The 15,614-nt window shown below is 36.6% G+C and carries 10 protein-coding genes and 1 pseudogene; 3 read left to right on the forward strand and 8 right to left on the reverse strand.

Features of this window, described 5'->3' with window-relative positions; genetic code table 11:
• Nucleotides 1-30 precede the first annotated feature (30 nt).
• A complete protein-coding gene (locus tag DI487_RS04960; RefSeq protein WP_109568679.1) occupies nucleotides 31-900 on the reverse strand; it encodes a DMT family transporter in 870 nt (289 codons plus the stop codon).
• A 95-nt stretch (nucleotides 901-995) separates the two neighbouring features.
• Here DI487_RS04960 and DI487_RS04965 point away from each other — a divergent pair, with 95 nt between their 5' ends.
• The gene (locus DI487_RS04965) at nucleotides 996-1,382 is read left to right on the forward strand and encodes a heavy-metal-associated domain-containing protein (RefSeq protein ID WP_109568680.1); all 387 of its coding nucleotides are present in this window, start codon (nucleotides 996-998) and stop codon (nucleotides 1,380-1,382) included.
• A gap of 52 nt (nucleotides 1,383-1,434) precedes the next feature.
• On the opposite strand, the gene gldD is transcribed toward DI487_RS04965, so the two are convergent.
• The 4 genes and pseudogenes from gldD to mutY all read right to left on the reverse strand — a co-directional run bounded on the left by gldD (nucleotide 1,435) and on the right by mutY (nucleotide 4,842).
• Complete coding sequence (gene gldD / locus DI487_RS04970; protein WP_109568681.1) at nucleotides 1,435-2,004, reverse strand: gliding motility lipoprotein GldD; 570 nt, start codon at nucleotides 2,002-2,004, stop codon at nucleotides 1,435-1,437.
• Complete coding sequence (locus tag DI487_RS04975; protein ID WP_109568682.1) at nucleotides 2,004-3,299, reverse strand: gliding motility-associated protein GldE; 1,296 nt, start codon at nucleotides 3,297-3,299, stop codon at nucleotides 2,004-2,006. The genes gldD and DI487_RS04975 overlap by 1 nt, the downstream gene beginning before the upstream one ends.
• A 22-nt stretch (nucleotides 3,300-3,321) precedes the next feature.
• Nucleotides 3,322-3,765 carry a single-stranded DNA-binding protein gene (locus DI487_RS04980; RefSeq protein ID WP_109568683.1) on the reverse strand — a complete coding sequence of 148 codons (444 nt, stop codon included), beginning with the start codon at nucleotides 3,763-3,765 and terminating at the stop codon, nucleotides 3,322-3,324.
• A 40-nt stretch (nucleotides 3,766-3,805) separates the two neighbouring features.
• Nucleotides 3,806-4,842: pseudogene (mutY, locus tag DI487_RS16675) on the reverse strand (A/G-specific adenine glycosylase).
• Between the two features lie 130 nt (nucleotides 4,843-4,972).
• Here mutY and DI487_RS04990 point away from each other — a divergent pair.
• On the forward strand, nucleotides 4,973-5,266 hold the full coding sequence (locus DI487_RS04990; protein ID WP_109568684.1) for an HU family DNA-binding protein: 294 nt from the start codon (nucleotides 4,973-4,975) through the stop codon (nucleotides 5,264-5,266).
• A gap of 289 nt (nucleotides 5,267-5,555) precedes the next feature.
• Entirely contained in the window at nucleotides 5,556-7,097 is a 1,542-nt protein-coding gene (locus DI487_RS05000; protein ID WP_109568686.1) for an Rne/Rng family ribonuclease, read from the forward strand.
• 36 nt (nucleotides 7,098-7,133) lie between these two features.
• Here the strand turns inward: DI487_RS05000 and pbpC are convergent, their stop codons facing one another.
• The 3 genes from pbpC to DI487_RS05015 form a co-directional block, all read right to left on the reverse strand.
• On the reverse strand, nucleotides 7,134-9,500 hold the full coding sequence (pbpC, locus tag DI487_RS05005) for a penicillin-binding protein 1C (RefSeq protein ID WP_109568687.1): 2,367 nt from the start codon (nucleotides 9,498-9,500) through the stop codon (nucleotides 7,134-7,136).
• A gap of 10 nt (nucleotides 9,501-9,510) precedes the next feature.
• Entirely contained in the window at nucleotides 9,511-15,033 is a 5,523-nt protein-coding gene (locus tag DI487_RS05010; protein ID WP_109568688.1) for an alpha-2-macroglobulin family protein, read from the reverse strand.
• Nucleotides 15,034-15,124: 91 nt separating this feature from the next.
• Entirely contained in the window at nucleotides 15,125-15,565 is a 441-nt protein-coding gene (locus DI487_RS05015; RefSeq protein WP_109568689.1) for a nucleoside deaminase, read from the reverse strand.
• Nucleotides 15,566-15,614 lie beyond the last annotated feature (49 nt).

Below are 15,614 nucleotides of genomic sequence, written 5' to 3' on the forward strand. Positions count from 1 at the left end.
AAAAAGGGTTTCCTAACGGAAACCCTTTTTTTATTTTCTACTGGAGAAATAGACTCCGATTAACACTACTACAGCTCCGATTATCTGAAGAACGTTCAAACTTTCATTCATAAAAAATGTTCCGAGAAAGATAGCCACAACCGGAATGATATAAGTAACGGAAGAAGCAAAAACCGGTGAAGACAACTGGATCAACTTAAAGAAAATGATATTCGAAATCCCCGTACCTACCATACCCAAGATCCCGATAAACAACAAGGAAGTCTGTACTTTCGGCTGATCTGCGATCAAAAAGAAATCTGAAAAATACAATACCAGAATAGCAGGTATTATCATAATTGAAAAATTCCCCACACTAATGGTCAACGGATGCAAATCTGAAAGATACTTCTTTATCAGATTTACATTGGTTCCATAAAAAAGTGAAGCCAGAACTATCAGTACGGCATATAAATAATTTTCTGTTGTTCCGTGATTATTTCCGAATAATACCAATAAAACACATCCTAGAAAACCTAAGCCTACACCAAAAAACTGTCTTCTCTCTACCGGAATTTTAAAGAACAGCAAGCCTACCAAAAGCGTGTTCAGCGGAGTAAGTGAGTTTAAAATAGAACTTATGGATCCGTCAATTTTTGACAAAGCCATAGCAAACAGAAAAACCGGAACAAACGTTCCGCATAAAGCTGTTAAGGCTATATATTTCCATTTATAGGATGGTATTTTCTTTAAATGATTAAAACCGATCACTAACAAAAACAATCCTGCAAAAATGATCCGCAACGAACCTAGCTGAATCGGATTTACGCCTTTTAAACCTAATTGCATCAGGATAAATGAGCTACCCCATACGCACCCCAAGAACCCTAACAAATACCACTTTAAATTATTCTTTCCCATACCTTTTTTTAAGGTTCAAAATTCTAACTTTATTTTTAAATACGGTTTTAAATTTTGTATTTTTGTCAATAATTCATGTTAAACCTCAATTTGTTATGAAAAAAATAAAAGTTTTTTCCCTAATAATCCTTTCTGCTATAGCTTTAACAAGCTGTAAAAAAGAAAACGAAGAATCTGCCAAAGTTCAAGTAGCCGAAACTACAAAAACAGAAGCTCAAAATGACGTTCCGGCAAAAGTTGAAACAGCTAGTTTTACAATTGACGGTATGACTTGCGAAATAGGTTGTGCTAAAACAATTGAAAGTAAACTTTCCGGTCTGGAAGGTGTAGAAGAAGCAAAAGTAAACTTTGAAGAGAAAAAAGCTACTGTTGTTTTTGACGCTAACAAACAATCTGCTGAAAGTTTAAAATCAACTGTTGAAGATGTAGCCGGCGGTGATACTTACACCGTAAGTGATATTCAGGTAACTCCGAAAGCATAATGAAAATTTATTTCTAATAAAAAAGCCTCTGTATAAAACAGAGGCTTTTTTATTATTCTTTCCATTCAACAGATTCCATAATCCTCCTGATATCGTCCTTGACATAACTGGCTGCAGGTAAAATAGAATCAAAATTAGGTTTTGCATAGAAATACATACTGCCTACTAAAAAGTTCTTTGTACTATCCGTAACATAAAACTGTGCATTTGTAGCTGCATTTCCTCCGACTTCCGAAAACATACCGTATACCTTTTTTTCTGAATTTATATAGGGCTGCGTACTGATCTCATCTGCTTTGATGGCATGTTCGTATGTTAGTTTTTGAGCATCTCTCAATAAGTCTTCTACATTTCCTTCAACTTTTTTATACGTAACATATATTGTTGCTTTCATTTTAGGATAATGCAGTTCAAAAGAACAATTCTCATTTCCTTTTATTTTTGTTTCATTATTAACGTCAAAAGTAAAAGGACAACTACCTTCTAACTTCCCGTAAACAGGATTCGGATATTCCAATCGCAATTGCCCTTGCGGTTTAGGCAAAGTGTCTTCACCACAAGATTGTAAACCTAAAAAAAGTAGAATCAATATAATTTTTCGCATAATACTCTTTTTCAACATTACGATAACGTAACTTTAATCTGTTTTATTCTTCGCTTATCTAAACTCTCAATTGTAAACAAGTAAGATTCAAATGAGATTTTCTGTCCTTTTTTAGGAAAATTACCGGATATCTCTAATATAAATCCGGCTAAGGTTTCTGCCTCTCCTTTTGCTTGTTCAAATACTTCTTCATCAACCTCTACAATTCTGAAAAAATCTTTCAGTCCTATCTTTCCGTCGAACACATAATTTTTATCATCAATCTGTGAATACACCAAGTTTTCATCGTCAAACTCATCGCTTATATCTCCGACAATTTCTTCCAAAATATCTTCCAGAGAAATCAAACCGGAAGTTCCTCCGTATTCATCTACCACAATGGCTAAGTGATTTTTCATTCCCTGAAATTCTTTCAACAAGTTATCCAGTTTTTTATTCTCAGGAACAAAGAACGGTTCTCTGATCAGACTTTGCCATTTAAAATCTTTCTTTTCGTCTATATAAGGAATAAGGTCTTTAATAAAAAGAACGCCTTCTATCTGATCGACACTTTCTTTATACACCGGAATACGAGAGTATCCTTTATCTATGATTTTCGGTAAGACTTCATCAAAAGTTTCTTCTATATCCAATGCGAAAAGGTCAATACGAGGACTCATTACCTGACGTACTTCCGTATTCCCGAAAGAAACAATTCCTTCCAACAGCTTTTGTTCTTCTACCGTTGTTTCTTCCTGATTGGTCAACTCTAAAGCCTGAGAAAGCTGATCTACCGAAAAATTTGTTTTTTGAACACTAAATTTCTTTTCTATATACAAAGTGATATTTCGCATCGGAATGGCTATTGGTGCCAGAACTCTGAACAATAGAGAAACCGGAATTAAAACCATTTTAGCAAAAGTTACATTATTTCTATTAGCATAGATCTTCGGTAACACTTCCCCGAAAAGCAATATCAGGAATGTAACGACAACTACTTCGAGTACAAAACGCATCACAACCGAATGAACACTTCCAAAAAGCCTTTCGCTAAAAGAAGAAAAAATAATAACTACACCAATATTAATGAAATTATTAGCCACTAAGATCGTAGCCAATAACTGCTTGGGTCTGTTAAGTAATTTAGTAACCTGATTGCCTTTATTTGTATCCTCATGCTCTAAATCGTCAATATCTTTCTGTGAAAGCGAAAAAAGAGCTACTTCAGAACCGGAAATAAAAGCTGAGCAAATAAGCAGAACGAAAACAACTAACATTCCGGTTAGCATTTCAAAATCAATAGTAGAAAAAAAACTGGAAGGGTCCGAGTCCAAATTAGTACGTATTAGTTAAACATTAAAAAGGTAAATCGTCATTACCTAAATTTTCGTCGTCAAAATTACTATTTTTCGGAGATTCCTGTTCATTAGACTTTAAGTTTTGTCTGTTTGCATCAGGATCTTTTTTAGTAGTCAGAAAAGTAAACTCTGTAACCTGAATCTCAGTGGTATATTTGGTATTACCATCTTCAGCCTGCCATTGTCTTGACTTAATACGACCTTCAATATAAATTTTATCTCCTTTAGAAAGATATTTTTCACAAATTTCAGCAGCTTTATTACGCACTACAATATTATGCCATTCTGTAGATGTAATTTTCTCTCCTGTTGTTTTATTAATATAAACTTCATTGGTTGCCAACGGAAATCTGCCAATACAATTTCCTCCGTCAAAATAATGCATCTTCACTTCGTCTCCCAAATGTCCTATTAAAAGTACTTTATTTACTGTTCCGTTCATGGCGTATATTTGTGTTAGTATAAATCAAATATAGTATTTTTTAGAATACCGTACTAAGGTTTGCTATAATAAAATTATGCAACACTATAGGAACAGGCAATTTCAAAAGCGCTTCCGGTTCGATCGCATTTTTTACTTCTGTATGCAATTGTACCTGAAAGAAACGAATGTTCAAATGTTGATGTGATAATTTATGAATCACTGAGGCTCCTTCAAAAAAAACAGAAGTTGCTCCCTTATACTTTTCCGCTATTTTATTTTTCACTTCAGTTATCGGGATCTCTTTTTCTGTTTCGACTAACGGAAATTGATACAAGTTATGCCAGATTCCTTTAGATGTTCTCTTTTCGACCAAAAAGTTCCCATTAACATCCGTTACTATTAAATAATTAAAGTAGCGATCTTTTATTTTTACTTTCTTAGACTTTACCGGCAACGCCTCCACTCTTTTTCGTTGCAAAGCAAAACAGCTTTCATTTAAAGGACAAACATTACAATCCGGATTTTTAGGCACACATTGCATTGCCCCGAATTCCATAACCGCCTGATTGAACAAAGCCGCTTTCCCTTTGGGTAATAAACTGTTTGCCAATTCCTGAAATTCTTTTTTAGTTTTCGACTGGGCAATATCTGATTCAACACCAAAATAACGTGCCAGCACCCGGAAAACATTTCCGTCTACAACTGCCACATCTTCATTAAACGAAATAGAAGCTATCGCAGCAGCCGTATACTCCCCACTCCTTTTAATTTCAGCAATTCTTTATAGGTATCCGGAAAATTACCTTGCAACTCCTTACTAATATATTTAGCGGTAGCGTGCAGGTTACGCGCTCTGGAATAATACCCCAGTCCCTGCCATAGTTTCAAGACCATTTCCTCGCTTGCATCTGCCAAGTTATGAATTACAGGAAAAGCCTCTGTGAAAGCCTCATAATAAGGCATTCCCTGAGCTACTCGGGTTTGCTGTAACATGATTTCAGACAGCCAAATATGATACGGATTTTGCGTTTTTCGCCAAGGCAAGTCCCGTTTGTTTTGTAAATACCAATTAATTAAAGAGTTAGAAAAATTCATTTTTTACAATTGAAAAACAAAATTATAACTTTAACATTTAAAATTTAATCAATTAAGGTTGATTTATTGTTTTTTTAATTTGTATATTTGCACACTCTAAAAATGAACATAAAAATTAATACGAAAGAAAATGACGAAAGCAGATATCGTAGCGAAAATTTCTGAAAAACTAGGTCTTGAAAAAGCAGATGTTCAAGCAACAGTTGAATCTTTCATGGAAGAAGTGAAAAATTCATTAGAAACAGGAGACAATGTTTACTTAAGAGGTTTCGGAAGCTTCATCATCAAAACAAGAGCTGAAAAAACAGGAAGAAACATCTCTAAAAACACTACAATTAAAATTCCTGCACACAACATCCCTGCATTTAAACCCGCTAAAGTTTTTGTTGAAGGAGTAAAAACAAAGACTGAAGTAACCGTATAATTATTTATTAATCTAAACCAACAAAGTTATGCCAAGTGGTAAAAAGAGAAAAAGACATAAGGTAGCAACTCACAAGCGTAAAAAGAGAGCGAGAGCTAACCGTCACAAAAAGAAAAAGTAGTATAATACTACTTTTCTTTTTTTAAAAGTTCTTTGAAATGGATCGATCACGTGATCGATTCTCGGGTAAAATACCTGTAAAAAAATGTTTAATCCATCCTTGCAGAAGTTAATGACTAGTGTAACAAACGCTTTGTCAGATGCTAATTCACGGATAAAAATGTACTGCATGAACAAAGAATTAATTATTCGTTCCAGTTCCGGTGCCGTAGATTTTGCCTTATTAAAAGATGGAAAACTAATAGAATTACACAAAGAAGAGGAAAAAGGAACCCAATTTCAGGTTGGTGATATTTTTATCGCTAAAATAAGAAAACCTGTTCCCGGCTTAAATGCCGCTTTTGTTAATGTAGGTTACGAAAAAGATGCCTTTCTACATTATCATGACTTGGGACCTAATCTGACTTCTTTGATGAAATTCATTAAACTTGTAAGCGCAGGTAAATTAAAAGACTATTCACTCAAAAATTTTCCTTTTGAACCTGAAATTGATAAAAACGGTGCTATTGCTGATGTACTTAGTGCCAATCAATCTATTTTAGTGCAAATTGTGAAAGAACCCATTTCGACTAAAGGACCAAGAATTAGTTCTGAGATCTCTTTAGCCGGAAGATATGTCGTTTTAGTTCCTTTTTCAGACAGAGTATCGGTTTCTCAAAAAATCGTTTCCAAAGACGAAAAAGAGCGTTTAAAACGTTTAGTTCTTTCCATTAAACCAAAAGGATTCGGCGTAATTGTCCGTACGGTAGCCGAAGGCAAAAAAGTAGCTGAACTTGACCGTGATTTATTAAACCTCATGGATCGTTGGTCAGCTATGTGCAAAAGATTGCAAACGGCTCATCACCCGTCAAAAGTTCTTGGTGAACTCAATAAAGCATCTTCTATTTTAAGAGATGTATTTAATGATACTTTCACCGGAATACATGTTGACGAAGAAGAATTGTATTTACAAACGAAGGAGTATTTGCAAGAGATAGCTCCGGATAAAGTGTCTATCGTAAAACACTATCAATCAAAAGAATTACCTCTTTTTGAGAAATATCATATAGAACGACAGATAAAAACGTCTTTCGGTCGAACTGTTTCCATGAGCAAAGGAGCATACCTTATCATTGAACATACTGAAGCTTTACACGTAATTGACGTGAACAGCGGTAATCGTTCAAACAAAGCCCAAAGCCAGGAAGAAACAGCTCTAGAAGTAAACCTAATTGCTGCCGCTGAAATTGCGCGCCAATTAAGACTTCGGGACATGGGCGGAATTATTGTCGTCGATTTTATTGACATGCAAAACGCAGAAAATAGAAAAAAACTATATGACTTCTTAAAAGAAGAAATGAGTGACGATAAGGCTAAACACAAAATCTTGCCTCCTAGTAAATTTGGTTTGATACAAATTACTAGACAAAGAGTCAGACCAGAAGTTCACATTAAAACGAGAGAAGAAGACCCGAATGAAAACGGGGAAATTGAAGCTCCGATTTTATTGATCGACAAAATAGAAGCTGACCTGGAAAGAATTACAAAAGACCACAAAAAGGTTGTATTGAATACACATCCATTTGTGGCAGCATACCTTACAAAAGGTTTTCCATCCGTTCGTTCAAAATGGTATTTTGAACACAAACGTTGGGTGAAAGTTATACCTCGTGACGCTTACACGTATTTAGAATATCATTTCTTTGACAAAGAAGGAAATGAAATTAAATAACTTAAATCCGTTATTCTTAATTGAGTAACGGATTTTTTATTTTCCACTACTCCTTTCAATCACTATTCGCTGTTTAATTTCATTGCCATTTTCATCTACAACAGTGACCCAATGCAATCCGTTTGAAGCTATTAAAGGTTTCTCATGAAAGGTTCTGGTTGTCCCTAAAAACTGATCGTCAATATACCAGAAAAGCTCCACATCCGGATTGGAATGTGCCACTTTTAAAATCACGGGTTGTTCGATTCCGTTAAAATCTTTTGTCAAAATAATTTTAGTGAATTCACTCGGATAAATAAATGCCATTCTCGGTTTTGCATTAGCATCCTTACAATCGTCGCGCAACGGTGGCACCGGAATATAATCTACATGTTTGCTTTTATAATACCACTCCATAACCGGAGGTAAAATAAACCACGATTTAGAAACTATATTCTCTACCTTTTCACAATTGCTATTTACCGTATACTTCAAACTCTTATCTAAATGAATCATCTTATGATACGGGCATACCTCCGTTTTTTTAGAAGTTCTAGGGATCCATTGCTCTATGGTCGGACAGTTTTCCTGTGCCAAATAGCCGGATTGCTTACAAACCATTACTTTCTCCATATCATTGTATGGCTGATTAAACCATTCCCCTCTCGGTAACGTCCTGAAAACATCAAACAAAACCGGAGCAGCACTTTCCACACCTGTTAATAACGGCCGACCTTCTCCTGTGGCATTACCTACCCAAACACCAACAACATAATCCGGATTTACTCCTACAGCCCACGCATCCCTACCGCCAAAACTGGTTCCGGTTTTCCAGGCAATTTCCAAAGAAGAATCATAAAAACGCCATGCTTCATCTCCTTCCGGTCTATTTACCTCTTTCATAGCATTAAAAGTTTGCCAAATAGCTCCTGCTCCGTAGCTATTCTTTTCCCTTTTTTCTTTTCCGAAATCAATTGGTTTATTCCCGATATATTGAAGCGCGGTCATTTCATTACTTCTGTACAAATCCTGCGTTTGTGTAAAATGATTCAGGGTTGAAGCCATATACGCATACGCTCCACACAAATCCCATAAACTGGTTTCTGCACCTCCTAATATCAATGATAGCCCATAATGAGAAGGGGGTCTGTTAATATGATGTTGTTTTAGTTTTTGCAGCTTTTCATAAAAACGATTCACTGAATATTCTTTTAACATAAGTACTGCCGGAATGTTTAAAGAACGTGCCAGAGCTCTGCTTGCCGGAACAGCTCCGTCATAAGTATAATTATAATTCTGTGGCGAATAGCCGCTGATCTGCGTCGGTATATCAGGAACCAATGTATGTGACAGCAACTCTCCTTCGTCTAACATCGCTGCATACAAAAAAGGCTTCAAAATACTACCGGTACTTCTGGGTGCCTGAATTACATCGACATCTTTTTGGTGTTCTTTATCTGTTGGCGAATTCCCCACATACGAAAGCACTTTTCGGGTTTTGACATCAACTACTACAACTGCCATATTAAAAACCTTATTTTGCTTATACACATTATAATACTGTGCAACAATTTCATTAACTCGCTCCTGTAGGTTATAATCAATAGTTGTGGTTATTTTTTGCCCTCGTTTTTCCTGATTGATCTTTTCCGTCAAATGCGGAGCTATTTTAGGTATGGCATAAGGCTTTTGAGGAAGCGGTTCCAACAAGGCCAAGTCATACGTCTCTTTATCGATAATTTTTTCTTGCCAAAGCTTATGCAACAAGCGATCTCGTTTTTGCAATAACAGTTCCTGATTTTTACCGGGATAGATCAACCTTGGCGCATTAGGTAAAACGGCCAAAGTTGCGGCTTCCGCCCAGGACAATTGATGCGGTTGCAAACCGAAATACCGCCAGGAAGCCATTTCCAAACCTACAACATTCCCTCCGAAAGGCGCATGCGAAGCATATAAATTCAGGATTTTATCTTTAGAATGTCGCAACTCCAAACGAGTGGCCAAAATGACTTCAAAAAGTTTTTCAAGATAACTTCTTTCCGCATTTTTTCTATATAGACGAATAACTTGTTGCGTTAAAGTACTTCCGCCCCGAACTACTTTTCCGGCAGCTCTATTCTGTTGGAAAGCATGTAGCATGGCTACCGGATTGAACCCGATGTGCTTGTAAAAATATTGATCCTCAAATGCAACAATACACTGCCGGAATTTATAAGGCACACTGTCGCTTTCCGGAAAACGCCATTGCCCGTCATTTGCAATTTTGGCTCCCAAAAACTGTCCGTTACTACTTTCAATAACTGTTGCATACGAATCCTTAAACAAGGTTCGGGGCAACGAAAAATAATAAACTACCACAAGAATAATCCCTATGGTAGTTTTAATTTTATGACGTTTGAAATACGCAAAAATCTTATTTTGCATTTAATTCCGTTTATTCATTTACAATGGTAATCCACTGTCCTTTATTTCTGAAAACATAATTATCATCATACATGGCTTCGCATTGGATTCCCGGCAAATAGTAAGTTCCCAAATAAGAAGCATTTAACAATACTGTAAACGTTTTGCTTTCTCCTCGTTTTAATCCGAAATAGAATTGCGTCCTATCATCACGTATATCAATATAATCGGCTTTATTTTCTGCAAAACTTCCGAAATCTGTAAAACGTGAATTTACAATTTCGAATCCGGAAGGGAATATCTGTGCCAAAGCTACATTTTGAATAGCTTCCGTAGCTGTATTTTTAACTGTAACCTGAGCAACAAGTTCTGTTCCTTGCTTCACATTTGATAAATTGACAGCTTCTCCGTTTCTAGTCTTATATGCTATTTGAGCTGATAAATTTTTCTGCATCTCACGTTCTTGTCCCATTGGTAGCACACCTGAATTCAAGACTCTGACATACAAAGTAGCATTTCCTGTATTTTTCAGGCTTACACTATACTCCCCTTGGTTTACCACTAATTCTTTTTCCAGTACTGATTTTGTCGTAGTCAGTTTTTCCGTTTTTCCATTAAACGTCACATTACAATTAACACCTTTACTCCCGTTCTTTATAGCAAATTTTGACATAGCATATAAAGAGTAAGCCGTGGTTTGTGTACTCATATAATATCGTCCGGATAAGTGTTTTGCCAAAATATTTGCAGTCTGGAATGCTTTGGCTTTATCATCTACCAACAAATACGTTTCCAATAACATTGCTCTGTTTCGATCTTCCGAACCATAGTAATAATAGTAGTAGCGATTTTCATCATTTACAGCATTCCAGTTTATGGAACTCATAATTTTTTGTGCCGTTGCTTTTTGACCTGCTAAAGCGTAAGCTGCTGCCAAACGCAACTTAGAATCAGTTGATATACCAACGGTTTCTCGCAATCGGTTCATGGAGGCCAGATCGGCTTGCCCGGCTACTGCCAGAGTATACAAACGGTATGCCTGAGCAAAATCATTATGAAAATCAGTATTGTAACGCCATTGTTTAGCTTGTTTTTGCTGGAATGCGATCCATTTTTGTTTGAAACCAATCGGTAATACAAAACCTTTTTTCTCTGCTTCCATCATAAACTGACCGGCATAAGACGTCCCCCAATCATTAGCTGTGCTATTTCCCTGCCAATACGACAATCCCCCACTAGCTAACTGAAAACGACCCAAGCGTTGAATTCCTTCATTGATGTTTTGCTGGATTTTTTGCTTTTGACTATCGCTTACAGCTACAACATCAGCCAGATACAGTTGTGGAAATACACTTGATGTGGTTTGTTCCACACAACCATGCGGGTATTGGATCAAATATTGTAATCTTCTACCAAAATCGATCGTCGGGAATGAAGAAACTTCAACCCCCGCTTTATTGGTTCCGGCAACTCCGAAAGTAGACCAATTGATCTCTTTACTTTCATTCGGTTCCAATACTACATCAACAAAATCATTGGTTAACGGATTCGGATTTTCCACATCCAATTCCACTTCATACGTTGCTTTTTGGCTACCGGACGTGGCAATTACTTCTAACTTAGCAATTCCGATCTTATCTGTGGCTTCCAGATCAAAATACACCATTTTTTCATCCGGTGATTCAAATGAAACACTTTTTTGTGATGCTCCCTGAAGGCTTAAGAAACTGTTCGTTTTAATCTGCACAGAAACATTTTTAACCTTATTTTCCATAGCGAAGACCGTGATCGGTAATGTGATCTTCTCTGTAGGAGATATTTTTCTCGGCATTGAGGCCAAAACCATCAGCGGGTTTTTAACCGGAACTGTTTTTTCTGTGCTTCCATATGCATCTTCCTGAGCATTTCCGGCTACAACCATTGCTCTAACCGAGCCTACGTAGTTAGGCATTGTGAAATGATGCGTTGCCTTTTGACCTTTTTCCAATTTAAAAGGTCCTTTATAAATAATTACCGGTTTAAAACGGTTGGCTTTTTTAGCTTTGCTTCCGCCTAAATCTTCATCACCACCTATACTGAATATCTGATTGATCTTTCCGCCATAAGCTCCGATCACATCATCATAAATATCCCAAGTACGAACGCCAAGTGCTTGTTTTGCATAAAATTTATCCCATGCATTAGGTGTTTTAAATCGGGTTAAATCTAATAATCCTTCGTCTACAATAGCAATTGTATAGGTCATTTCTCTTCCGGACTGCTCACTTACCGTTATAGTGGCTTCTTTTTCCGGGCGTAGCACTTCTGCCATTTCAATCTGCGGTTTCAAAACGGTATTTTTATCTATAACTTCGATAGGTAAAATTCCGTACATGCGGATAGGAGAATCGTTCTGCGTTGAGGCATGCGGCTTGAGCAATGAAATATGGATGTAAACATTAGGCGCCATTTCCGGAGTTATTTCCACCTCTACTTTAGTTTCTCCTTTTGTGGTATTTGCCCAAAGTGTTTGCACCACTTTTGAACCATTTTCAAAAGACAATAATGCACGGCCGCCTTCACTCGAAGGGAAAGACACAACGGCTTTTTCGCCTACCTGATAATTTTCTTTATCTGAGGTAAAGACCAACATGTTTGCAGTTTCTCCATTTCCGGATTTCGATTTCCCGGACCAGATAGGCCAGTCAATAATTTGAGTTGTACTGGTTGCATGACCTCCCTCTTCATCAACAACCCGAATTAAATAACGTCCCCAATCTTCTTCAGGTACTTCAAACTGAAAGGAAGCTTTTCCTTTAGCATCAGTATTGACCACAAAGTTTTTGTAAGCTGTTGTACTACTCGCCGAATTGTATTTCGCTAAATCATCATTTGACGAATTCCACCACCAACGCCAGTCGACTTTATATACCCGAACTTCTAAATTCTTTACGGCTTTTGGTTTGCCCTTTTCGGAAAGCGTTATGATTTCAAAGCGATTCTTTTTCCCGGTTTCCAGCATACCGTATTTATTGGTTTCCGGACTTTTTAAACCTACATACGTTTCATAAGGCGAAAAATGAGCCGTAACGACATCGGTACTGAAATCCCCTCCGTTTTCATAGGCTTTGGTTTGAAAAACCACTTTTAGTTTTCCTGGTGACTGACGGTTCACTTCTGGCTGAAGTGTTACATTTGCCAAACCTGTTTCGTCTACTTTTCCGGAATATACATTAACCTCTTCCGTATAAAACTTTCGAACGTCGTCATCAAAATCGTATGGAGCATATCCTTTGAAAGTAGTTTTCTCTTTCATGAATTTTGCCTGCATTTCTACTTTTAAATTCTTAGCCGGTGCTCCGTGCAGCCAATTTACCTGAACGGTTCCTTTATTAGGCTGATTGCCATAAATCTGAGCATCATTGAAACTGTTCTTTATTTTTAAACGATTCGGCTTGATGGTTTCAATCTTAATGGATTTATAGAAATTAGCCCCGCCAATGCTAATCTTTGCTTCCCAGTTCCCTGTCAAGTCACTCGGTTTAGTAGCTACATCAAATAAATAATGATTGTTCTCTTTGTATTTCTGAACTGTCTGATACATTAATTTCCCTTTGGGATCTGACAAACGGAACTTGATCGGGTGTTTTCCGGCTAATTTACTTTCGTTATCATTAAGCATAAAAGCAATGTGCAGGGTATCACCCGGACGCCATACGCCCCGTTCTCCATAGATATACCCTTTTAACCCTTTTTGCAGGGTTTCGCCACTCACATCAAAATTACTAACAGAAAGAGATTGTCCTTCGTCTAAACGAACATACGTAGTATTGTTATTTTGTGTCACTACAGCAAAATAAGCATATTTCTCAAGGTCAATTTCTGCCCAACCTTTATCATTCGTTTGTACCGTTCCTAATTTTTGCTGTTGGAAATTATACAAATCGATTGTTGCTCCGGGTACCGGTTCTGTAGTTACAATATTGTTTACGGCAAAGAAATAAGAACCATTCTCGCCTCTTTTAGCAATTACGCCTAAATTTGTAGCTGCAACATTAGTTGCAATAGCTTTTCTGTAATAGTATGAATTGGTACATGGATCTTCTCTTTCTGACCAGTTGTAATCATCATAATAATAGTCGTCTTCATAGTAATAATACCCTCCGTCATTTCTTCTGACTTCTTCATCCTGCTCTTCAGTTTCTTCCTGATTTTCTTCTTCAACAGCTCCGCATTTGTAAAGTGAGTATTTTTTATTGAAATTTAATTCGACTCTGTAAATTGCCCCCGGATCGGGATTAACGATTTTAGACAAATCTAAAGCGTACGTATTCCATTTGCTGTAATTGGTCAGATTATTTTTTTTGAGTATTATTTTCTGTTTTGCAATCGGTCCGGCTACTTTTCTGAGATTATAGTTCCCGTTAAGTTCGTTATCTTGTAAGAACTGTAACACGTTATTTTTATATATCTTATATACTTTAACATCTACCGCACTTAGGTTAACAGCCTCGAAATTGATCTTCAGATTATCAGAACTTGGCAAGATCGTCCCGCTTTTTACAAAACGAATACTTGGTTTTAGCTGTTCGAAAGCTATTTTTTGCGAAAAACTTTGTTTTAACTTGTAACCGTCTTCACTTTGAATTCCCTGAAAAACCTCAACTAACAACTCTCCTTTTAACGGTTCGTTGAAAAACACTTTCAGTAAATTTCCGGCTGTAGCAAATTTCAGGTGACTTGCCGATTCCACTTGTACCAAACCATCAAAATCCTGATTTTTCTTTAACGGATCGGAAAAATTCAGTAGTAAAACCTGTGTATTGCCGTCTTCTACTTCGCCACTTAAAACTGAAAAATTGTTTTTACCGGGAATGTCTATTGCTGTTTCTCCTTTTTGTTTAATGTCAAAATCCTTGCCATCCCAAGCTATTTTTATCTTAGAATCGTCTTCAAATCTTTTAATACTATCAACAATGAACTTAAATTCACGGGCATTACTCAATTCCTTGTCTAACTTGATTTTCAACTTAGCTCCATCCTGTTGCACTGCAATCAACTGTGTTACTTTTTCTAAAGGAAAATTATCACTAGTATTGATTGTTCCGTTCAAATAAAAATAATCTTTACTGTAAGATTGTAAATCCTGAAAATTAACAACAAAGTCCTGCTTGATCGTTTTTAGCGAAAAATTGAAGGTTTCTAACTCACTCGGAACGTCTTTTAGCTTTTCTAAATGAAAACTAACTTTGTATTCCTGATCGTTCTTTAATGGTGAAGCCGGCACAAAAGCTACTGTATTTGCAGACAAAGCCACTACTTTTCCATCAACTGCCGGATTTATAGTAAATAATTTACTATCCAATTTTGTTTCAGGTGTCCAATCGGGTATGTCAAATGCGAGAACAACGCGAATATCGTCGTGAGCAGAAATTAATCCGGAACTGAAATTCTGGATATATTCTTTGAACAATCCGTAATCGGAATTAAATTCCTTATTTGATTTGGAACAAGAAATAATTAACAAAAATGCTAACGCAAAGAGCCCTTTTAAAAGCGTTTTAATTTTAATCATGGCGGGATGGATTATAGATGTTTTTCGTACTTACAAAAATGATGCAAAAATCACCTTAAAGATATTGTTTTTTTACTAAAAATACGACAGTTTATCTTTTAGTTCTAAAAAAAGCACGTAGTAATAAGGCACACTCGTTTTTTAAAACGCCTCTGACTACTTCCGTTTTCGGATGCAGTTGTGTTCCCAGCTTCATAAATCCTCTGTTTTCATCGGCCGCGCCGTACACAATTTTAGAGATTTGGCTCCAATAAAGTGCTCCTGCACACATTTGGCAAGGTTCAAGTGTTACATATAGCGTACAATCTTTAAGGTATTTTCCTCCCAGATAATTTGCGGCACTTGTTATGGCCTGCATTTCGGCATGTGCCGTAACATCGTGAAGTAATTCGGTAAGGTTATGACTTCGGGCTATTACTTTGTTATCTATTACAATAACGGCACCAACAGGTATTTCTCCTTTTTCAAAAGCTATTTCGGCTTCCATCAAGGCTTTTTTCATGAAATATTCGTCGGTAAAAATATTTTCCATAGCCACAAATTTACATTTTTTTCAAAAATGCTATGTTGATTTATGGTTA

Origin of the sequence: Flavobacterium sediminis (genome assembly GCF_003148385.1) — a bacterium.
In the GTDB taxonomy this organism is placed as follows: Bacteria; Bacteroidota; Bacteroidia; order Flavobacteriales; family Flavobacteriaceae; genus Flavobacterium; species Flavobacterium sediminis.